Raw genomic sequence first — 21097 nt, 5'->3', positions numbered from 1 at the left:
ATGTCACTCCTTGCCGAACACGCGGGGCTGAGTGTAGCGGTCGATCAGAGGCGTGGCCGCATTCATCAACAAGATGGCGTACATAACCCCCTCGGGAAAGCCGCCGAAAAGCCGGATCAGTACAACCAGCAGTCCGATACCTATGGCGAAGATCCAGGCGCCGCGCGGTGTCAGGGGGGAGGTAACCGGGTCCGTCGCCATATAGAAAGCCGCCAGCAACAATCCCCCGGATAACAGGGCGAATAAAGGATCCGGATACCGAGCTGTATCGATGGCGTAAAGCACACCCGAAAAGAGTGCAGCCGAAAGCATGATACCCACCGGGATACGCCAGTCGATATCTCGACGCAACAGCAGATAGATCCCTCCCGCCAGCAACAACACCCCACTGGTCTCGCCGATACAGCCTGCGCTATTACCCAATGCCAAATCGACCAGCGGGGTCGGCTGCTGCTCGAATTTCATCAATCCCAGGGGTGTGGCTGCGGATACCGCATCGTAGTGGGGTTGCATGAATGGCAGTGCAAAGTTGGAGGGATACCACAACAGAAAGCCATCTCCACTTGCCTGGACACTCCAGGTCGTCATGGCATTCGGGAAGGTCGCAAGCAGAAAGGCCCGCCCGACCAGGGCCGGATTGAACAGATTGTGTCCCAGTCCACCCCAGATCACCTTGCCTATACCAATGGAGACTACCCCACCGAGAAAAGCCATCCACAGCGGTAACGCGGGGGGCAGGGTCAGGCCCAGCAACAGACCCGTCAGCACGCCGCTGCCATCCAGCAGTCGCTGCCATCGCTGGTCTCCCGGGGAGAAGAGCCATTCTGTAAGCACCGCCCCCAGGACACTCGCCACAATAACCAGAAGCGCACCCAGACCGAACAGCCAAATTCCAGCCAGAGTGGCTGGCAACAACGCATACAGCAGATCCTTCATGGTCTGAGCGGTTGTCATCTCCTGTTTCAACAGGGGGGATGGCTGCACCAGTAATCTCGGATCCTTGTCGTTCATCAGTGCCTGCCCCGCTTTCCGCGCAACTCGCTTTTAGCGCTGCGTATCAGTTGCACGATGGGTATACCCGAGGGGCAGGAGTAGGTGCAGGAGCCACACTCCACACACTCGGTGACATTGGCCTGTTTGATCTGATCGAACTGACGCGCTCTGGCAAGACGGGCCAGTTTGGACGGATTGAGAAAATAGGGGCATGCCTCCACACACCTGCCACAGCGTATGCAGGGATACTCCTTCGGACGAGCTGTCTGTTCCGCGGTAAAGGCCAGTATTCCGGAGCTGGATTTGATGATCGGCGCATCCAGACTGGCAATGGGAGTACCCATCATGGGTCCCCCCATGAGCACCTCTTTGGTATCCTCCTTGAGCCCGCCGCAGAATCGAAGCACCTCCCGGACGGGGGTGCCCAGTGGGACGATCAGGTTGGCGGGATATTCAATACCGGGCCCTGATACCGTCACCATACGGTCGATATAGGGCATGCCGGACTCGAAATAGTCAGCGATAGCGACAAGGGTGCTGACATTGTTCATGATGATACCCATGTCCGCCGCATGCAGTCCCTTGGGTATCTCTACATTCAGCAGGGATTTGATCATCATTTTGGAATCCCCCTGTGGGTATTTGACCCTCAGGGGAGCTACACGAAACGGCTTGTCGGAGGGGATACGCCTATCCAGGGCCGCGATGGCGTCCGGCTTGTTGAGTTCGATCCCGAGAATGGACTCCTCGGCCCCCAACAGGTTGTGCAGAATCTCGACGCCCCGCAGTAACGCCTCAGGACGCTCCACCATGATTCTATGATCGTTGGTCAGATAAGGTTCACACTCGGCGCCATTGGCAATCAGGTGTTTGATCTTCACACCTTCACGCAAAGAGTATTTGACATGCGCGGGAAGCGAAGCCCCTCCCAGACCCACAATGCCCGTCCGTTGAATAACGGAGACTAAATCCTCCAGCGACAGTCCCCGCCAGTCGGGCGGCTGCTCAACATCGAGGCGCTGGGTGGCATACAGATCGGCTTCGATCTCGATGGCCTGTTCATATCGTCCGCCGGGAAAACGCCGTCTTCCAATGGCCTTGACCCGGCCGGTGACCGGACTGTGCAGACTGGCGGATACGAATGCCCCAGGCTCGGCAATCAGTTGACCTCGCCCTACCTGTTGCCCTGCCTCCACCACCGCCTTCGCGGGTGCTCCCAAGTGCTGGTGCAAAGGCAATATGTAGCGCTCTACAAAAGGCATTCTCTGGGTATGCAGGGAGGCGGTCCGGTGTTTGTATTCCTGCGGGTGAATACCGTGTGAGAAGCTGCGTTTGAACAGTGTGGAGAGCGCTGGCATATCGTGATTACTGTACCGGTTCCCTATACCCGGCAAGCCTCATCAGACGCTCATGCATCGCTTTGCGGGTCTCCTGTTGGAGTAGATTGGTCAGGTCACTGATGCGTTGCTCATACTTTTCCGCCTGTATCTGCAGCGCCTCTTCATGCTCTGCAGCCACGGCTGCTTCCGCCTCCCCGCGCACCCGTGCGGTAAACGGCGTCACCAGTCCCGCCAGTTCCTGCAGCATGCGCCATGTCCGTTGCCGCTTCTCGGTGACCTCCAGCAAACGCCTGTCTATACTGAAACGCTGGACCTCATCCCCCTGCCGGTTCAGTTCAACGTAAACCGACTTCTCTTCTCTCTCCCCGGCTGACAGATCGAGATACTCTGCAAGCCTTACGGCTTCCTCGTCACGATTGAGCGGTGAGAAATTGCCACTGAAGCGCGTCTCGCCGAGTGCCCAATCGACAGGTGTATACACCCCCAGCCCGGCATCTTTTTCCCACGGCTCCGTAAGCGCCGGATTACCATCCAGGCTGATCCGGGAACCGAATACTCCTTCCGCTTGCGGATCGTATCGGAACAGGGGAAAGAGTCGGCTGATCACTGCCGTCCGGGCACGATACAGTGTCTGATCGGGCGCGAAACCGTGTCGTGAGGGGCTCGGGGCATGCAAGTGCACCAGCGCCGGACCCCTGTGGGCCAAGGCAGACTGGATGCATTCTGCAAAATGCTCCCTATCACTGATTGAGGTCTGGGCAATAAATGCCCCCCGCTGAACAAGCGACAGCAGCGCCAAATCGATAGCCACGTCATCCACTGAGGTCAGCGGCGACTCCAGGCCCGTCCGTTCTGCAAGCCCCAGATCCAGATCGGCGAGCAATACTGTTTTAATCGGCAGTTCATCGCCCAAAACCCGGACAAGCTGACCCAGTCCGTGACCAGCTAACTGACCGCTGTCGCCCACCAGCAGCAGGGTTGGACACAATGCTCTCTCTTCATCATCGAGATCACGCCAGGTCATTGTCTCGAGATCGGACCAGAGACGCGCCGCATCCGCGGACTGCTCCAACTCCGCACGCGCCTTACGCATCAGCACGAAGCCTTCCGTTGCCTGCCGCAGTTGGCCCTCCAGCAGACCGGCGGCCAACTGTGCGCCGTCACCGGTGGCATCGAGTGTGACTGGTGTCGAGAATGGGTTGTGAGGAAAACCACCGGCCCAACCGACCACTGAACCTGGAGAAAGCACAATGCTTACCCTGGCGCGCCCCATTTCCTGACGTCCACTGCTGAGCCGCCAGGTGAGATCGATCAGGTCACGCGCCAGATCCACCAGGCGGCGTAATCGGGCTGCATCCACCTGATTGGTGATGGCATCCTCCGCTTCACCGATCAGGCTGCTCATATCAGCCTGCCTCGCGCCGCTCTTTTCCAGGCCACGTGAGAGTGCATCCAGGTCATCGGCAGGAAGGGCATCCGCCAATAGATTGCGGATCGATCCGGTGATCTTTTCCCGGGTTGTCTCGACCTGTTGCAGAAACGATTCAAACCGCGGTGTCTGCTGAGCCTCGACAATGGCAAGGGCCAGACGCAACGCCAATTTCGCCCCGCATCCAGGTTCGACGCCATCACCACCGGCCATCGCCAGCCCTGCGCAGTGCGCCAGATGGGCAGCGGCCGCCACACCGACTTGCGGATCCTCTGCCAGCCTGCGAATTGTATTCAGCTCACCGTCGGGCAACCCATGCCATGCCTTCTGAATCCGGCGCGCTCGGGAGAGAGATTGCGTAGCCTGCGGTACGAGCTGCAGCGCTTGCTCTCCACAGGCTTGAATACAGATTCCGCAACCCTTGCAACCATCCGGCTCCACGGCCAGCGCCAATAATTCACCACTCCCCCTGTTCGCTGTTTCGGGTTCATTGAACATCGGGTTGGTGACGGCAATCTGCAGACTGCCCATGTCACTTTGCAATTGTTCAATACCCTGCGCAATCGCTTGTTTGCGGTCTTGAGGAAAGGGCAGTTTCTCTTTGATCCCGTCATAACTGACGACAAGCATCTCTTCCAATGTGGAATAGGGCTTCTCCTGCTGTCGACATAACGAACTAATACCGGCAGCGAGTTTCGAGGCCACCGGTCTGAGCGCCTCGACACCACTGTGACGGATTGCGGCATCCATCAGGCGCGCGGGAGAAATCGAGACGACCTTGATGGCTGAATCGGGACAGGCGCACCAGCAGTCGCCGCATCCGGTGCATAACAGCGGATTGAATTGCGGCAGTTGCTTGCGAAACCTGCTCAAATCACGAAATCCCGCTGACCAGGGGGGTACGGCCCCCACTGCCAGATAGGGATCAGGCGCCAGTTCACCGCTCTTGCCCTGTTTATACAATACCCCGACCTGGTCCCAGAACCGGGGCAGACTGTCATAGGCATCATCCAGGCTTCCCAATCGACGAACCAGGGCCGGCACCTCATCATCGACATCCGAAATCGAGCGCGCCGGAACCAGAGGAAGACGTTTCAGGCTGATCTCCCTGACCTGATTCATGCCCCCTTCGAAATGCTGCAAACAGGCATCGACATCGGCCACTGACTCTCCCAACAGCTCTTCACGCAGACTCAGCAACCGACGTGGTGTCGTCGTCAACCGCTCAGTCTTGATCAATACGGCGGAAACAGCACCTAACAGATATTCATTCGGCAGGGACTCGGATTCCTCTGTCGGGGCCACTCTAAATAGGCGTATCCCGCTTTCCCTGATGTGAGAGCGTGCCGCCCTGGGCAGCTGCGTCCAAACCGATTCATCGGGAAGCGCGCTCTGCACAAGCAGTGTTCCTCCCTTCGCCAGACCATGGTGCGGCATCAACCGCTGCATGCCGGTGGTTGTCACCAGTATCGATAGATCCACGGGGGTGTCGTCTCCGGGATCTCTAAGTTCATCACTGCAGAAACTGAACCGATCGCTGCAGACACCGCTCCAGGATTTGCTGAACAACGCCGGTCGGCTACGCACGCCACCATCGAAGATTCGATGCAGGAAGGCGGCCGTTTCCACCATCAATCCCTCTCCGGCTGCTCCCGACAACCGGTGCAGTGCCAGTGTCAGGGCGCCTTCAGGCCGCAGGTCGGGTGAGACGGCCTCATCGTAGAGTCCCATCGACTCGAGCCCCGGATAGCTGCGGCGTAAACGGTCCAACAAGACCTGTCGTTTCGGATAGTCGCTGGATGTTTGGGAAAAGTTGATGCCCAGATAGACCTGCTGCTGGTTGATCCTATCCAGGTTTCTGCATAGTGAAGTCAGATCCGAACCGCGCAGGGGAAGCCCGCCCAACCCATATATGGCTGAGAGAAACCTGGGGCGCTGTTTATCGCTTATCGATGGATAGCCCGGATGCGCTTCGAGCCCGAACCGATGGTTTTCCGCGGCATGGTCAAACGCACCACGCACCTCTCTCATCAATGGCGGGTCTGTTGCCAGCGGGACATCCATGCGCTCCAGTACGCAAACACTGGCGCCGCCTGCGAGACAGCGTGCTATCTCTTTAGCGGGGAAGGGACGCAGACAGCGCACACCCAACACACCAATCTTCAAACGGTCGCTGGCACGCAGGTAGTCTGCCACTGCCTCGAGGACCTCTATTGCAGCACCCTGCGCCACCAGAATCAGTTTGGCGTCATCAACCCGGTAAGCTGAAAGTGATCGATATCGCCGACCCGTCTGTTCGGAAAAAACAACAAAGGCGTCATCGAGACAATCCGATAGGGCATCGTCAAAGAAGACACGCCCCGACGCTTTGGCCTGCCCCCACACCTCCGGGGCCTGAAGCCCGCCCAGCATGACAGGCCGGTCAGGATTATGCCAACGGGTTACCCGCTGGCGCGACTCACCCAGCAACAACTGCTGTGCCGCAGTCGGGGATGTAATCAGATCATCCGGTCGTCCCAGGTAGCGCTCCACCAAGCCCGGAGGCGGCAGGCTGACCTCCTGCAGTGCCAGCGCCGTCTGCTCTCCATCCATACCGACCAGGCCAGGCATCAGTGACTGCTCGGCTGCGCGTCGCACGATCAGGGAGAAATCCACAGCCTCCTGGACATTCGCTGCAATCAACTGGAAACAGCCGGAATCAGCTGCCAGATGAAAGGCTTCATGACCACTGCCCAGCGCCGGTGCATGACCGGCAAGACTGCGTGCAGTGAGGTGTATGACCAACGGCAGCCGGCGGCCGGCGGCGACGGTCAACAGGTCACTGCTGCAAGCCAGATCGGGCCCGGATAAAAAACTGGTTGCCCGTATGCCGCTCATTGACATACCGATGCTCGCAGCCAGCGCCCCACGCGCCCCTTCTGTTGACTGCATGCTGACCGGTGAACCCAGGAAATTCAGCCGTTGCTGATTCAGTTCACTGCGCCAGGCCAGGTCAGCTGTCAGTGCCGGGTAGGACGCCCCCAGCCCGGCCCCTTCACTGATTCCCGCTTCCAATACAGATACGGCCGTATTACCGTCCAACAATGTGCTGTTGCCCGCATAGGGGCCCTGGGTGCGCGAGGGCGTCCCAAGCAGGCGCTTCAATAACCGTAAAGCCGAATTAACGAGGTCGGGCATAACGGTTCTCACTCTGAATCCGTGAAGGGGCCTGGTTTGCAAACTGCCCCCCTTCCAACCATTGAATGGCACCGGTAGGACAGCGGTAGGTCGCCGCAGGATGGGCCGGTCCACCCCCTGAGTAGTCCACGACCGGCAGGTTATCCTTCATGTGGATCAGACCGGGCGCCGCATCCGCTACACAGCGCTCACAGGCATCGCACGCCGTGGTGCAGAGCGCCACTGCCATATCACCGGCAAGGGGCGCCATGCATTGTACGAAAAGATGCTGGCTCAACGGCACCAGCTCGAACAGATCCCTTGGACAGACATCCACACAATCACCACAGGCGGTACAGTGCTCGATATCGACCACAGGCAGCCCGTTTGAATTGGTATTGATCGCATTGAAGCTGCAGGCTCGCTGACAGTCACCGAGGCCGAAACATCCCCAGGAACAACCTTTGCCACCGCCGGAAACCACGGATGCCGCAAGACAGCTTTCGAATCCCCTGTATTCGGCGATCTGGTATGCCTGGCCTTTCCCCCCGGCACAATGCAGTCGCGCCACCCGCTTCTCTTGCTGCCCCGGATCCACATCCAGCAGTTCAGCCACGGCATCGATCGTCTCCTGGCTTGCGACAGTGCACTTGCTCGGTGATGTGGTGAGTTGCACCAACTGCTCGGCAAAAGCATGGCAGCCCGGTTGCCCACAGGCACCGCAATTTGAACCGGGCAGCAGATCTTCGGTCTCTTCGATCCGGGGATCCTCCTGCACTTTCAGAAATCTGTAGGCCACCGCCAGGATAACCGCAAAAACCAGACCGATACCGGTCATGATGGCGGGTGCGATAACAAAGCTGTTCATTGGTTGAACGGCGCCGCTCGTTCAATCAATGAGTCCAGATCGGGCTCATCGTGATTGAGGGGCTTCCCAGGATGAATGCATTTCGCCGGACAAAGTTCAGCCGCCTGCACCAGCTGAGCAAAAGTGGCATTGCCGAGATCCCCGAGCATGGCCTGCTTCTCGTCGTTATAGATAAACAGCTGCGGGTTGATCGGCAGGCAGTCATTGCAACTGGTGCAAAGGGGAGTATCGATCCAGGGGTCATCAAAACTCAGGTTCTCCTGCTCTTCTTCGGGTGACCCGCTCTCCTCGGCTTCCTCGCACTGCTGTTCAGGCATCACTTCATCACTGACCATGGCGACAGACCCGGAGGGTATGTCACCGGGACGCAATCCCCCCTCGACATCCAGGCCAAGCAACACATCCGTGAGTCGCTGCATCGCCTCGCCGGCAGCTTCGTTTCTCACCCGCTCCACCTCTTCGGCATGTGCAGCCTGTACGCGAACCAGCTCATTGCTGGCTAGCTCACGTTCCTCCGCCCGGGTTTTTTCCACCGCCATATCGACATAACGGTTGCGCACGCCCGCCATCTCCTGCAGGGTGTGCCAATAGTTGAGGCGGTCACGGCAAGCCAGTGCGAGTTCTCTTGAGATCACCACACGGTGCAGCATGGCGTTGCCGTCGATGGCCCAGACAAACGGCACGCGTCTATAGGCATCCTCCGGACTCATGGCCAGATAGTCCTGTATCGATAACAGTCCGTCTGAATCGCAACCGGCCGGGATCAGTCGGAAGTGATCCCGTAGACGCTCGATCAGCAGGGCATGATCGGCAAAGGTGAATGCCAGTTCAGTGGTGACACTATTGCCGTTGTCATCCAGGTACTGAAACGGGTGCAAAGGCCAGTCCCGATCAGCCTGGGGATTACCGCTGAAGTCCATCCGCACAGCTGCCGAATCGCCAGCCTCCGGGTTGATACGGAAAAAGGGGTGGGCCCGGCTTTCGATGGCAGCGCCGGCCACCAACCAGGCATTCAGCGGAAGCAGTCTGCCGGGTGGGCGCATGCCCGTATTGATGACATGCAGACTGGTGCGGGTGGCATCCAAAGCCATCAGGTAGCACTTCAACAGGTGCTGATGCCGGGCAGCGGAAGACTGGTCGACAACGGCTTGGCGATGACTGATGCCCAGATAACTCAATTCGGTCCGGTAACTCTTGAGTGGATCGCCATCGAGACCGGCACCGGGATCGGCATGCGCCAACACCCGGATCAGAATCTGTACAGGCCGCCCCGAGCTGAGCAGTCGGGAAAAGGTACGCAATCCCTCGCCGGCCACCTGATCGGCCGATCCCAACGCAATCACCGAGGGCACCATTCGCAGCTCTTCTTGTGAAAAGGCCTCCCAGCTGAAATTGGCGAACCAGGGGTCGTGAATCTCCGGGTTGTAGATAGCGTCGATCTCCAGCTGTGCGATACGCACCGCACTGTAGATCGAGGTCAGCTTCTCAGCCTCACGATCGAATATTTCCATCGCTTTGGCGCAGGGATCATGATCGGTGATCTCCTGGCAGAAATCGACCTCCTGAAGCCAGGGATCGGTAAGCGTGCCAATGTGCAGGAAACGGACCAGCACCGGGTCGGGATGCCAGCCTTGCATGATCTCCAGCGCATGTTCGATACGCTCACGCCGCTCCTCTGAAATAGACCGGGTGCCCCGGGAATGATCCATCACCGCGGAGAGTATCTCGGGGTCGAAGCGTTCACCGCCCAGGCCGACGCTGTCTCGGGCCATCTTGGGTTCGATCGACTCATCGGATTTGATCCATTCGACTTCGAGGAGCTCCTTCAGGCCGCGTATGGAGGCATCGATTCGCTCCTGAAAACGTCGTTGCATGTGGAGAAACTGACTGCGTACCGCATGAATCAGAAGATGGAGTGAGGGATAGCGGCCATAACCCAACAGCTGGGCGCCCTCCGGCACAGACTGCAGCAACAGGTCCAGGTCATCTTCCAGTCTCTTTCTCTCCTGTTCATTGAGACTGAGATGCGTCTGTAGCGCGATGCAGGACTCCGCCAATGTCGCTCCGGCATCCACCGGTCCTTCGCGCTGCTGCAACAGATTGCGAATATGGTGTTCCAGCCAGGGCAGATGGTGTTTCAGAATCCGTGCCTTCTCCTCCTCCGGTGCATTGGCGGTCACTGCCTCCTGAAGCCATTGCACAAGGGGGCAGGCAAGTTCTTCGGCTGTCTGATAGGTCTCTTCGGTATTGGGAGGAAAAAGGAACAGGGGGTAGTCATAGCGTAGCCTGGACGTATCGCGATAGGGATCGAGCAAGGCCGGGAGATAGTCGTCGCCAATCGATTCCAACTGCGCCTTGGCCGCAGGGTCACCCAGGTGGAAATGGCGCAGAAGAAACATCAACTCACGGGTTGCCCGGGCATCCTTGACTGCCGTCGGCAGGGATGGCACCCGCCCCGATTCATTGCTGGGCAACTGGGTTGATTGCTCCTCTGCGGCCTTTTGTGTCGTTGTCATTTCAGAAAAACTCTCGTTGCGATCAGGAGTTCGTCAAGCTTTCCCGATTTCGTGATCAGATAGTGATTCGGTCCAACACTGCGTTGAAGCCCTCCAGCCTTTTCTCAGGCGTCATCTCCACACCCTGACTCGACAGATCCTCGTAACACTGGGCATCCGGGTTATGGTAAAGCAGTCCCAACGGCAGTCTCGCGGTGTCTGCAGCGAGCTGGAAGGCCCGGGCCAGATCCGAGGGGTCGTGTTCCGTCTGATTGGGGAATTGACGGCTGACACTCTTGTCCACTGGAATTCCCCGCTGATGCTGCAACAGCAGGAACCGGTCCGGGTTCTGCTGCAGCTCTTTTGAAAAACTGTCCGCATACACCGGGCAACGCTGAATAATGCGCACAAACCCAGTCCCTTTGTGTCGGTATGCGGCTTTTAATGTTTCGTAGAGTAAAGGGGGATTCCAGTCGGCCACCTGTGCCACGAAAGAGACGTTGGTAACACCCAGCGTTACCGTTAACGGATTATGCGGCTCGAGTATGGCGCCGAAAGGATGGGTGTTGGTCTTGAAGCCATGGGGGCTGGTGGGAGATGTCTGGGCCTTGGTCAAGCCGTAGATGGCATTGTCAAACACCATCAGAGTCATATCCATGTTGTAGCGCAGAGCATGGATCCAATGAGCGGTGCCGATAGAAAAACAATCACCGTCGCCCGTCGCCACCCACACATCCAGTTCAGGCCGTCTGGCCTTGATGCCGCAGGCAACGGGCAGCGCACGCCCATGCAGGCCATGAAAACCGAATGTGCCGAGATAATGAGGCATACGGCTGGAGCAGCCGATACCGGAAACACATACAGACATCTCCGGCCGCTGCTGCTCGTCACGCAAGACCTTTTGTGCGGCTGTCAGCACCGCATGATCACCGCAGCCGGGACACCATCGGGCCTCGCCGCCCGCATAGTCGCCCATGGTGAAATAGCGCTCAAAGACTTCGAGTGACCAGTCAGCTTTCAATCCGAACATCAGCCCTCTCCTTGCATTGCTTTGAGTCTTTTTACGAGTTCATTCTTGATCATCCCCGGCTGCAGCGGGTGTCCATATACCACCGACCAGCAATCGATATCGATCAGGGTATGGGCGCGTAACAGCAGGGCCAGTTGGGCATAACGGCGTGTCTCGTCGGTAATCAGCGGTGAACCGGGATCATCGCTGTAGTTGATCTCCACTGTCATTACTTTGCGAAAACCCTTGAAGATCTCTTTCAGCCCGGGCTCCATGGGTAAAATAAAGCGAAGATGCAGGGAAGAGACTTGATGGCCGTCAGCGCGCGCACGATCCACCGCCTCCTCAATGGCGCCAAGGGTTGATCCCCACCCAACCACCAGCAGATCGCCTGAATCATCGCCGCGCACGACGGGTGGCTTCAGGGTACTGGCCAGGGCGGCAAATTTCCGACTGCGCATATTCGCGCCGTGTTGATTTGAATCGGAATCGTAGGCCACCTTGCTGTGGTTGGTGTGAGCAAGGCCGGTGAGGATGTACTGGCCACCCGGCATACCCGGTACGGGTCGAGGGGAGAGCCCACTCTCCGAATCCCAATTGTAGGGAGGAATATGCTCATCCCAGTCTGATTGATCGATGGGCGGCGCCATCCAGTCCAGGCTTGGCTCCGGTCTCTGGTAGGGTTGAACCCCGGTTGCCAGATTCGCATCTGTCAGCAGTATCACCGGGGTTCGGAACGCCTCGGCAAGCCGTCGCGACATCACCACAAAATGCAGGCACTCCTCAATCGTGGCTGCGGCGATCACCACCTTGGGTGCATCGCCAGGTTCCCCGAAAAGCGCAGCCAGCAAATCACCCTGCTCTACCTTGGTGGGCAGACCGGTGGATGGGCCACCGCGCTGCACGACACACACTACCAGGGGGAGTTCCGCCATCACGGCCAATGCCAGCATCTCTGTCTTTAGGGCCAGTCCCGGTCCTGAGGTGATGGTACAGGCGGTCTTTCCGGCAAACGAGGATCCAATGGCGAAACCGGCGGCGGCTATCTCATCCTCGGCCTGATGCACAAAGCCCCCAACCTCATGATAGACATCCGCCAGATAGTGGGATGCCGAGGTTGCCGGCGTGATCGGGTACATGGAAACCAGTTCCATACCGGATGCCATCACCCCGAGCCCCAATGCTGTATTCCCATTGGTGACGATATAACGCTTCCCCTCCCTGTCCTCTGCCGGCTGTGCTGGAACCTGGTAACTCAGATCCAGTTTCTCTGCGGCAAATCGGTAACCGGCATCGAACAAGCGGTGATTCATATCGATCACCTTGTCGCCCTTGCGTTTGAAGGTGGTGGCGATCTCGCCTTTGGCAATTTCCACATCCCGCGAATAGATACGGCACAACATCCCCAGCACGAACATATTCTTACCACGCCGGGGATTCGGCGTAATCTCCAGACAGGCCGTTTCAATCGGCAATTCGTGAACGATCAGGCCGTTTCTACGAAACTCGGCAACCGCCTTCGCATACTGCTCACGGATTTCAGGCACGCTGTCGTCGCGCCATTTATCCTCCAACAGCACTTGGGTACCCTCCTTGTAAGCGCCGTTGACAATACGCGAATAGAGAACCTGTTCGTTGAAGGCGACCACAATATCGGCTTCGTCGCCCATATTGGTAACCGCATGTGATGCCAGACGAATTCGAATACCGCTGGCACCGGCCGGTGAGCGAGCTGGGGGTTGGATCTCGGCGGGAATGATCTCCACCGTCCAGACACCATTGCCCATTCGAGCGGATACCGTGCCAAAGGTCTGGCCGGCTTTTTGTGCGCCTTCACCAGAGTCGCTGACGATCTCCACGATGTGCTCACGGGTTAGCGTCAACCTCGGAGCAAGCTCCTCGGCAGTTGTTGCATCCACCACATCATTGGCCCTCGTTACAAAGAAGTGAAACGATTTCCTGCGCCCTGTTAATTCTGTTTCTGTCAGGGCTTCGTCATGAAAAAAGCCTAGTATCTTCCCTGCTGTTTAAGTCCACATTAAACGCAGTGGTATTAAGAAGTCAATTTTGAAAAATCCAATCGGCTGGCGAATCGGGCAGAACCAGGTTAAGAATCGAACGGTTTTTTCACAGCTACAACTTCGACTTACCGGCAATCAGCACCAGTGGCCATCACCACATCAAATCGTCAGGCACGATATAGTCAGCATAGGGATCGTCGCTATCATCCTGCTGTTCACGATCATTGCGTACAACGATACAATTACGGTTTCTCATACTGATTTTGTCTGCCACTGCGGCAGGGATGACGTCATAGCGATCATCTATTTTGACAATCGCCAGCCGCCCGCCGATCAGTTGGCCATGAATCTCGTCTGTGATAAAAATCCGCCGCACCTTGGCTTCGTCATCGAAATGGTAAACCACCTCGCCCTCCTCCAACGGAAGACGATTCATCTCAATCAACTGCCTGATCTGGGCGGCAATCGCTTTTTGCTTCGCCTGCTCATTCTTTTTCTGATTCAGCGCACGATCCCGTTCGACATCCTTGGCTTTCGCCTGTTTTGCCCAACGCACGGCTTCGTCTTCCGCTTTCTGCTTGCGATGCCGCTGCTCTTTCTCCTTGCGTTGTTTTGCCTTTTTCGCCTTGTTGACTTTGTTCTTGTCAGTCAAGCCGGCCTTGAGCAGCTGATCCTGTAGTGAGTTAGCCAATACAATCTCCGGTACTAATCGAGGTCATCAAGAGCAAATCGATCAGTCAGCATCATACCGCAGTTACGTATTGCTCTCCATCCAACCCGTCGATAAACCCATGTTACGCGTTCGGCGCATATGGCATCGATCAATGTGGCCGGACCTTACATTTCACCCATCATATTCCCCTGCCCTGATATTGCTCTGTAGCTGCTTGATGATTATTCCCCTGTTGTGTGAACCGTACTCACGCTACACATTTTTTAACAACCTTGACGTCATCCACAATTTACTACCTAATCTGATTTTTTCTGCTAAAGTCAGCTTTTGAGCATAACGCCGTTGCCCGGCTGCTTCATAACCGCACCTTAGTAATGAAACCTGCTCTCTAAATGGTTTTTTAGAAATGACAAAAAAAAACAAATCACCTGCACCCATTAATACTGATCAATCCGTCAGCGAAGCTGTCCAGATCATTCTCAAACATAATTACAATTATCTGCTTGCATGGGAACAGAGTGCACGTTCTTGGGACGACATTGAGGGTGTACACCAAACACGGGTCGCGTTCAGACGGATGCGTTCAGCCCTGTCGGCCTTTCGTACAGCCATTCCTCGCAAAGTCAGTAAACCCTGGTCCAACGAATTACGAGACCTTGCCAGTCAGTTGGGGATGGCGCGGGACCTGGATGTCTTCATCGATGAAGGACTTGGTGCGATACGAGGCAAACTGCCGCTTCGGGGGGAAGAGGGGGTTACCCAAATCGCCCACCAGCACAGGGAACAGGCATACCTGCAAGTCAACGCCATGCTCGACAGCGACCAATACAAACACTTCAAAGACAATTTCCCTAAATGGATCGACGGTAAGGAGTGGGAACAGGCGGAATTGAAGGCTAAACACCGAAACAACTTATCAACCAATATTGTCCCCTTTTCCCGTAAGTTGCTGGACAGCCTGGAACGAGGCGTATTGGAAGCCGGCAGCCATGTGAATAAGGAATCAGCGCACGAGATGCATAAGCTGCGTATCGAATGTAAAAAATTACGTTATGCAGCCGAATTTTTCATTCCGGTATTGAAAGGATTAGATGATTTTATACGCCACATGAAAAGATTGCAGGATCTACTGGGCATCTTGAACGATGTATCGGTCATGAAGCATCTTCTGGATATCATGATGGAAGATGAGGACAACCATGAAGTTCTGGAGTATGCCGGAGGCCTGGTCGGCTGGCGTACGCGTCAATATTATGAAATGTTGGACACGTTCGATGATCGTTGGGAGGAGTTCATCAATGCAAAGCAACCCTGGTGGAGAAAACACCCCTGATAGTTATTGGATCTCTGCTAAAAATTCACTCTGATTGGCAGCAAGATATTCAGATACGATTTTACGCTGTTTTTTAGACTTGTTTTTGGTATTGATGAACAGAATATCGGTTTTCCCGTCTGCGCACGACCGAACCACGGTTGCACCCAATCCCTTACGCCTCACCATTGTATCGTTGCCGATCATTCTTACATTCGGAAGCCATTTCCTGAATTCATAGTCAATCTGCGTACCTGAACGCTGCGGCCTGTGCCCGTGGATGACAATTTCTATTTTTAGTGCCTTGAAAAGCATATCTATCGATTTCCCATGCTTCTTATAATATTGTGCCGCATCCTTAACATCATATAGCAGGTAATTCCTCTGTTTATTATCTCGTGTATAGGCGTATAGCTGCATTGCTTCAGGGCTTTTAAAGGCTTTCTTATAGTGGTCCGAATTAAATTGATTCAGGTTATTTTCCGTCACCTCACCGTAGTGTTGCAATGTACGTAAAAACTCCAGCGTCGGATAACCATGAATAAAAAGAATTCCTCTCTCCAGATAAAACAGGTCCAGCGATTCGATGAATTTCTTTAAACTCTCCAAATGATCCTTTCCCAGACCGATTTTCTTGCCGGCAGCGATTTTTCGCCAGACCTCCTGCTCATGGTTACCGACTATTATCTTTACACGTCCACCTTTCATCTCCGCTTGTCGCCGAGCCTCCCGCCAGAAGTCCACAACCGAGGGATCAGGACTTTTTTTATCCACCAGGTCGCCTGTGTGGAATATAACGACACCGTTCATATCATCCGTCAGCTCACCCCGATCATTGAGGAGTGCAGCGTAACCTAATGTGTTTTTAACCGGGGCTAAGGTGTTGTCAGTATCGGAGAGCACAATACATCTGAGGTGGCTTTCAACAGAGTCATCGGGGGATTGAAGATGCTCCTCTGGAATCGGCGTCGTTGATGGCGCCGATGACTCAATGTCATGTTGTCTACCTTCGGAATGGGGGTAAGAGCGTGTTAACAAGTGTTTGGCAAAGCGTATTGATCGTTGAATAATGCCAAATAGACCCCCCCCTTTTATTCGTTTATCCATCGTTCAGAAAAAATTGGTCAGCTGCAACTCAAATACCGCCCCAGTAGTCAGATAGTGCACATTGACGTCCAGATCCAATTCTATCTTGATTTTTTTCAAGGCCATACCCTGGCCACCGGTATAGGCGATCCTGCGGTCCACTATATCTTCGCTTTTATCGAATTTGTTGATGCACCACTCGATGATCCTGTTGGACAAGCTGTTTTCAATATCCTCACCCAAGTATGATTTTTTTGGCTTGGCGACATTCTTACCGTAGCCATTATCAACAACCAACAATACGGTATGCTTCTTTTTCTGATCGAGATAGAGAATGACCTTAAAACCGGGAAATCTGCTTGTATACTTCTGTTGTATATAGGCGGCATGAGAAAAGCTATCTATTGAATTCTGATAGGCATCCTTGACGATCGAGCTTATTATCTGTGCATCCCCCGCTGCTTCTCCGATCTTACCGATCAGTTCATTGTAAACTTCAGGCAATATCACCAGCTCCGAGAGTGCATCGTTCTGCTCACGCTTATTGAAGCTATGCCATTCCGCCATGCGGCTATCGTTGAAAATCACGGAGAACTGTCCCAGAATGGACAGGTCCGAGAGGCGTGAACTTTTTTTTGCCAGATAAAGCTTGAAGATATGATTAAGTTCAGCCAGGGTGAGGTCCTTTTTCACTCGATCCTCATCGAGTAGAGAATCTTCTGACTGATAGATGACAGGCCCCTCTTTAAGCGACTTGGCCGCTTTCGAAAGATCACTCTGCTTACTCATGAAACAAACTAAGCATATTGAGACAAGACCTCGGATTAATCATCGCTATCCCGGAGTTCATTAAGTACCGACAACAGCGGTTCGCTACGATATCGAATCGGAATCATATGTCCTGCGACGCTGGTGAACAGGCCGATCCAGGGAAGATTACCACTGAATACGACATCGTGATGGTCAATGCCTCCAACGTTGTGCCACAGAGTATCGTGTCGGGTTAATGGGGTATGTCCGACAAAAAGCTCTGCATCCGGTTTCAAGCTGAGTGAACTCCGGAAGCGTTTCACGTCGCCTTTGGTATAACCAGCCAGTCGATTCGGCCTGTACAGCCTGTTACAGGTCAACTCCTCCATCAGGCTGGGATAGCTGTGTACGTTTACCAGCATATCCATTGTCACCTTGCTCTTCGGCGGTGCCGCATGACAGGCCACATAATCTTTCGATACCGCAACATAGGGGAGCAGCTCATAAAAATATTCCATTGCCTTCTTGTAGGCCTCACCGCGAACACGTTTCACCTCCTTGGCCCACAGCAATCCTTGCGGCACGCCATCCTTACCGATCTCTTCAGAAAAACTGTCGTGGTTGCCGCGCACATAGAATACCTGCTGAGGAAACCACAACTTGAGTCGAAAGATCAGATCCATGATCAGTAGTGAACTCTCCATTTCCGCCAGCTTGCCGTCCATTTCCGAATGGACCGCATCGCCCAAAAAGACCATCGCTGCCTTTCCGTCACCCATCATTTCGAGAAATTCATTATGGCTCAGTATAGTAAGCAGATTATCCACCTGAGCATGCAGGTCACCTAGAATGACAGGTATCATCTTTTTTGGCAGTTCTACCACACCGCCAGGCATTCCCCGATCGTCTCTCGGTCGCAAAGGCTCTTTTTCCAGAATTTCATTAACAGCCTTGAGATCCGCCAACGCCTCCTCGGGGGGCAGCAGTTGGATGGGGCCACCGAAGATGCGACGTATCTCCTGGAGATTCGCCAAGCGTCTTCTGTTGGCCCTGCTCTTCTCTTTCTCATTCAATAACGGGATCAACCGAGTTCCCTTATCGGCTTCCAGGTCTTTAAACAATAACGCATCGCCGTCATGGATAATCGAGAGCTGACGTTTAGCCAAGTTACGTGGATACTTAAAGATACGCTTCTGCAGATCATCCTCATACCCAAGTATAAGATGATCGCCTTTGCTCAGACGAAGAAATCCACTGATCTCTTTGAAATAGTGTTCCGGATTGATGAGCAGAAATCCGGGTTGCTCCTGTAGGTTATTTCCATGCACTGACTGTTCAGCATAGAGCAGAAGCCTAAAATCATTCCCAAATTCAATTTCGATCGGGATATCTTCATAGGGAACACGGATACTGCCGCCTCGTAGCAGAAAACTCTCCTGCAGTCGATGCTCCGTGTATTGGGAGGCCTGAGAAAATGCAGATTTCAGCTTGGCGAAGAATCCTTTCCTGGCGTTTTCTGGACCGTTCGCCATTGTATACCTCGTATCAAGCACTGCCAAAAAGCACAGCATACAACTTAGGGCCTGTTAACACTAATCCAATACAGCCAGCTATCCCGTGAGATGTTGACGGGTCCAATTTACTATACCCCCCTGATCCATCGCCCCCGCCTGGCGGGCAACCTCTCTGCCACCGTGCATCAGCATCAGTGTGGGAATACTGCGGATACCGAAGCGGGCCCCCAGCTGTTGAGCCGCTTCCGTGTTGACCTTGACCAACCTCACTGCCGGCTCAAGCTGAGCGGCCGCCTGTTCGAAGGCGGGGGCCATCATTTGGCAGGGTCCACACCAGGGAGCCCAGAAATCGATGAGCAGGGGGATGTCGCTTTTCTGTGCGTGGCGTTGGAATCGTCCTTCGTCCAATGCCAGGGGTTGGCCGGCGAATAGTGACTGGTGGCATTTGCCGCATTTCGCCCCATCCCGCAGCCGGTCGGCTGGAACCCGGTTGATGCCGTCACAATGGGGGCAGACGATATGTAGGGCTTCACTCATGATACTGATTCCAATGCTCTGAATTTTTCCATTAGATGGGGCGCAACAATAGAGATTTCAAGTCCACCATTTCTATCTGAATTCAGTATAATGCGCCCCTTATTGGCTGACACACAGGAGCATTCACAGTATGGCGGACCAATCCTTTGTCTTTGATGTCACGACGGACCGTTTTCAGCAGTTGGTGCTGGAGAACTCCATGCACGTTCCTGTGCTGGTCGATTTCTGGGCCGAGTGGTGTAATCCCTGTAAGACTCTGATGCCTACGTTGGCGAAACTGGCCGATGAATATCAGGGAAAATTCCTGGTGGCAAAGGTCAATACCGAGCAGGAGCAGCAACTGGCCGCCCATTTCCAGGTCCGCAGCATTCCCAGTGTCAAGCTGTTCCACCAGGGACAGGTGGTGGATGAATTCATGGGGGCGTTGCCGGAAGCGGAGATCCGCAGTTTTCTCGACAAGCACATACCCCGTGAGTCCGACGCTCTGTTGGCCCAGGCGGATGCCATGCTGCTTCAGGGTGATGCCGAGGGTGCCGGCGCCCTGCTCAAACAGGCCAGCGAGATCGATCCTGAAAGTCCGCGGGTCAAAATCTCCCACGCCCGCTATCTGGCCACCACGGGCAAACTGGACGAAGCCGAGCAACTGCTCAGGGCCCTGCCCATTGAGGAGCGGAACAAGCCAGAAGTGGCCTCCATGCTGGCGCGGATCGAGATCGACCGGGCGACGGCCGACAGCCCGCCAACCGAGGAGCTCGAAAAGCGCCTGCAGGAGAATCCGGCTGACAGCGAGGCCATCCACATGCTGGCGTCCCACAAGGTCATGGAAAACGATTACGAAGGGGCACTGGAGTTACTCATGACCCTGTTGCAGAAGGATCGCAGTTATGGCGACAATGCCGCCCAGAAAGAGATGCTGCGGATCTTCGAGTTATTGGGTGGACAGGGCGATCTGGTAAAGCGTTACCGCAATAGGATGTTTAACTTCCTGCACTGACACTCATCCAATCTGCCCCAGCTAACCGGTCTCATCGCAGGACCATGATTTAACCGAGCATCCAACTATGTTGGCAAATCCGGACAAGGTCGGGGGCTTTTTGCAATAGAAGAGATGCGAATCGCAGCTGCAGTCGCTGCAGCCGAAACCGTGGACCGGTTCTGTATTGCCCCAAGTTGCCAGCGCCTTTGCCCATCGGTGCTCGAGGCGAGTCTGCCTCTGGCTGTACCAGACCGATTCAAGTACTGCTTTCTCACGCAGATAGTCGATATGCCAATGCTTCGGCTTCATTTTCCGGCAATGTCTCGAGACCCGCGCCAGCACACCGCCAGGCCCGAATGCACTGCCAATGTAGATATAGCAGCCGGGTCTTATGTCGATGGCGCCCCAACGTCCCACCTGCACAACAGTGCCCGTATCTACCTGCAGCACCAGGCCATAGGTCCCGGGTTTTGCGTTCATTCAAACTTGCCGGCGTTATTTCCGGTTATGCGTTGGAACAATATGGATCGGGCATTTTGCCGCATGAAGAACTCCTTCCGTAACACTCCCCATAAGCAGATGATACATGGCGCCTCGCCCATGAGATCCTATGAAAATCATATCCACATCAAGCCTGGAGGCCTCGTGCAGAATGGTTTCAACCGTAGATCCCTGTACAAGAAGTGCAGTTGCGTCAATGCCATTCTCACGCATACGTTCGGCGATCTCTTGTATCTGTCTGTGTTGATCGTGGAATTTCTGTGAAAGTGTATCTCGAACCGATTGCGGTCCCACTTCATAACCAACGAAGTCCGGTTCTGGCTCCGCAACATGCAACAACCATAAATCTGCTGATAGCGCATCGGCCAATCCTTCAGCCTTTTTTACAATTTTTTCTGTCGATTCAGAAAGATCAACAGCCAACAGGATTTTCATAG

General features: G+C 54.9%; 16 protein-coding genes. 2 read left to right on the top strand and 14 right to left on the bottom strand.

The window, feature by feature from the left end:
• Positions 1 to 3 precede the first annotated feature (3 nt).
• The 8 genes from AB8516_RS18180 to AB8516_RS18145 all read right to left on the bottom strand — a co-directional run bounded on the left by AB8516_RS18180 (position 4) and on the right by AB8516_RS18145 (position 14002).
• Positions 4 to 1011, bottom strand: a complete 1008-nt coding sequence (locus AB8516_RS18180) for an RnfABCDGE type electron transport complex subunit D (RefSeq protein ID WP_369162611.1) — start codon at positions 1009 to 1011, stop codon at positions 4 to 6.
• Positions 1011 to 2351, bottom strand: a complete 1341-nt coding sequence (gene rsxC / locus AB8516_RS18175) for an electron transport complex subunit RsxC (protein WP_369162610.1) — start codon at positions 2349 to 2351, stop codon at positions 1011 to 1013. The genes AB8516_RS18180 and rsxC overlap by 1 nt, the downstream gene beginning before the upstream one ends.
• 7 nt (positions 2352 to 2358) lie before the next feature.
• Positions 2359 to 6939: a hypothetical protein gene (locus tag AB8516_RS18170; RefSeq protein WP_369162609.1), complete on the bottom strand. Its 4581-nt coding sequence runs from the start codon at positions 6937 to 6939 to the stop codon at positions 2359 to 2361.
• The gene (locus AB8516_RS18165; RefSeq protein WP_369162608.1) at positions 6923 to 7786 is read right to left on the bottom strand and encodes a (Fe-S)-binding protein; all 864 of its coding nucleotides are present in this window, start codon (positions 7784 to 7786) and stop codon (positions 6923 to 6925) included. The genes AB8516_RS18170 and AB8516_RS18165 overlap by 17 nt, the downstream gene beginning before the upstream one ends.
• Positions 7783 to 10302, bottom strand: a complete 2520-nt coding sequence (locus AB8516_RS18160) for a ferredoxin (RefSeq protein ID WP_369162607.1) — start codon at positions 10300 to 10302, stop codon at positions 7783 to 7785. The genes AB8516_RS18165 and AB8516_RS18160 overlap by 4 nt, the downstream gene beginning before the upstream one ends.
• 55 nt (positions 10303 to 10357) lie before the next feature.
• The gene (locus AB8516_RS18155) at positions 10358 to 11311 is read right to left on the bottom strand and encodes a thiamine pyrophosphate-dependent enzyme (protein WP_369162606.1); all 954 of its coding nucleotides are present in this window, start codon (positions 11309 to 11311) and stop codon (positions 10358 to 10360) included.
• Positions 11311 to 13209, bottom strand: a complete 1899-nt coding sequence (locus AB8516_RS18150) for a 2-oxoacid:acceptor oxidoreductase subunit alpha (protein WP_369162605.1) — start codon at positions 13207 to 13209, stop codon at positions 11311 to 11313. Before AB8516_RS18150 ends, AB8516_RS18155 begins: the two co-directional genes overlap by 1 nt.
• Positions 13210 to 13462: 253 nt before the next feature.
• Positions 13463 to 14002 (bottom strand): DUF2058 domain-containing protein, encoded by a 540-nt coding sequence (locus AB8516_RS18145; RefSeq protein ID WP_108290338.1) that lies wholly within the window; start codon positions 14000 to 14002, stop codon positions 13463 to 13465.
• Between the two features lie 388 nt (positions 14003 to 14390).
• On the opposite strand from AB8516_RS18145, the gene AB8516_RS18140 reads away from it, so the two are divergent.
• A complete protein-coding gene (locus AB8516_RS18140; RefSeq protein WP_369162604.1) occupies positions 14391 to 15317 on the top strand; it encodes a CHAD domain-containing protein in 927 nt (308 codons plus the stop codon).
• Between the two features lie 3 nt (positions 15318 to 15320).
• Here AB8516_RS18140 and AB8516_RS18135 read toward each other — a convergent pair whose 3' ends face one another.
• The 4 genes from AB8516_RS18135 to trxC form a co-directional block, all read right to left on the bottom strand.
• Positions 15321 to 16403 carry a metallophosphoesterase gene (locus AB8516_RS18135; RefSeq protein WP_369162603.1) on the bottom strand — a complete coding sequence of 361 codons (1083 nt, stop codon included), beginning with the start codon at positions 16401 to 16403 and terminating at the stop codon, positions 15321 to 15323.
• Between the two features lie 3 nt (positions 16404 to 16406).
• Positions 16407 to 17171 (bottom strand): hypothetical protein, encoded by a 765-nt coding sequence (locus AB8516_RS18130; RefSeq protein WP_369162602.1) that lies wholly within the window; start codon positions 17169 to 17171, stop codon positions 16407 to 16409.
• 35 nt (positions 17172 to 17206) lie between these two features.
• Positions 17207 to 18664 (bottom strand): metallophosphoesterase, encoded by a 1458-nt coding sequence (locus AB8516_RS18125; RefSeq protein WP_369162601.1) that lies wholly within the window; start codon positions 18662 to 18664, stop codon positions 17207 to 17209.
• Between the two features lie 78 nt (positions 18665 to 18742).
• A complete protein-coding gene (trxC, locus tag AB8516_RS18120) occupies positions 18743 to 19183 on the bottom strand; it encodes a thioredoxin TrxC (RefSeq protein ID WP_369162600.1) in 441 nt (146 codons plus the stop codon).
• A 130-nt stretch (positions 19184 to 19313) separates the two neighbouring features.
• Here trxC and trxA point away from each other — a divergent pair, with 130 nt between their 5' ends.
• A complete protein-coding gene (trxA, locus tag AB8516_RS18115; protein ID WP_369162599.1) occupies positions 19314 to 20177 on the top strand; it encodes a thioredoxin in 864 nt (287 codons plus the stop codon).
• A gap of 21 nt (positions 20178 to 20198) precedes the next feature.
• Here trxA and AB8516_RS18110 read toward each other — a convergent pair whose 3' ends face one another.
• Together AB8516_RS18110 and AB8516_RS18105 are read right to left on the bottom strand one after the other, a co-directional pair.
• Entirely contained in the window at positions 20199 to 20639 is a 441-nt protein-coding gene (locus AB8516_RS18110) for a DUF123 domain-containing protein (RefSeq protein ID WP_369162598.1), read from the bottom strand.
• A gap of 15 nt (positions 20640 to 20654) precedes the next feature.
• Positions 20655 to 21095, bottom strand: coding sequence for a universal stress protein (locus AB8516_RS18105; protein ID WP_369162597.1), 441 nt, complete (start codon positions 21093 to 21095; stop codon positions 20655 to 20657).
• Positions 21096 to 21097 lie beyond the last annotated feature (2 nt).

The sequence above is a fragment of the Candidatus Thiodiazotropha sp. LNASS1 genome (genome assembly GCF_964212655.1).
In the GTDB taxonomy this organism is placed as follows: Bacteria; Pseudomonadota; Gammaproteobacteria; order Chromatiales; family Chromatiaceae; genus Thiodiazotropha.
Note: the sequence above shows the minus strand (reverse complement) of the source record. Positions and strands in the feature narration are given on the sequence as shown.

Bases quoted from the DNA above. Each gene is read 5' to 3' on its own strand.
- AB8516_RS18110 (WP_369162598.1), bottom strand. From the start codon at position 20,639: ATGAACGCAAAACCCGGGACCTATGGCCTGGTGCTGCAGGTAGATACG.
- AB8516_RS18130 (WP_369162602.1), bottom strand. From the start codon at position 17,171: ATGAGTAAGCAGAGTGATCTTTCGAAAGCGGCCAAGTCGCTTAAAGAG.
- trxC (WP_369162600.1), bottom strand. From the start codon at position 19,183: ATGAGTGAAGCCCTACATATCGTCTGCCCCCATTGTGACGGCATCAAC.
- AB8516_RS18170 (WP_369162609.1), bottom strand. From the start codon at position 6,939: ATGCCCGACCTCGTTAATTCGGCTTTACGGTTATTGAAGCGCCTGCTT.
- AB8516_RS18125 (WP_369162601.1), bottom strand. From the start codon at position 18,664: ATGGCGAACGGTCCAGAAAACGCCAGGAAAGGATTCTTCGCCAAGCTG.
- rsxC (WP_369162610.1), bottom strand. From the start codon at position 2,351: ATGCCAGCGCTCTCCACACTGTTCAAACGCAGCTTCTCACACGGTATT.
- AB8516_RS18160 (WP_369162607.1), bottom strand. From the start codon at position 10,302: ATGACAACGACACAAAAGGCCGCAGAGGAGCAATCAACCCAGTTGCCC.
- AB8516_RS18140 (WP_369162604.1), top strand. From the start codon at position 14,391: ATGACAAAAAAAAACAAATCACCTGCACCCATTAATACTGATCAATCC.
- AB8516_RS18165 (WP_369162608.1), bottom strand. From the start codon at position 7,786: ATGAACAGCTTTGTTATCGCACCCGCCATCATGACCGGTATCGGTCTG.
- AB8516_RS18180 (WP_369162611.1), bottom strand. From the start codon at position 1,011: ATGAACGACAAGGATCCGAGATTACTGGTGCAGCCATCCCCCCTGTTG.
- AB8516_RS18155 (WP_369162606.1), bottom strand. From the start codon at position 11,311: ATGTTCGGATTGAAAGCTGACTGGTCACTCGAAGTCTTTGAGCGCTAT.
- AB8516_RS18135 (WP_369162603.1), bottom strand. From the start codon at position 16,403: ATGGATAAACGAATAAAAGGGGGGGGTCTATTTGGCATTATTCAACGA.
- trxA (WP_369162599.1), top strand. From the start codon at position 19,314: ATGGCGGACCAATCCTTTGTCTTTGATGTCACGACGGACCGTTTTCAG.
- AB8516_RS18105 (WP_369162597.1), bottom strand. From the start codon at position 21,095: ATGAAAATCCTGTTGGCTGTTGATCTTTCTGAATCGACAGAAAAAATT.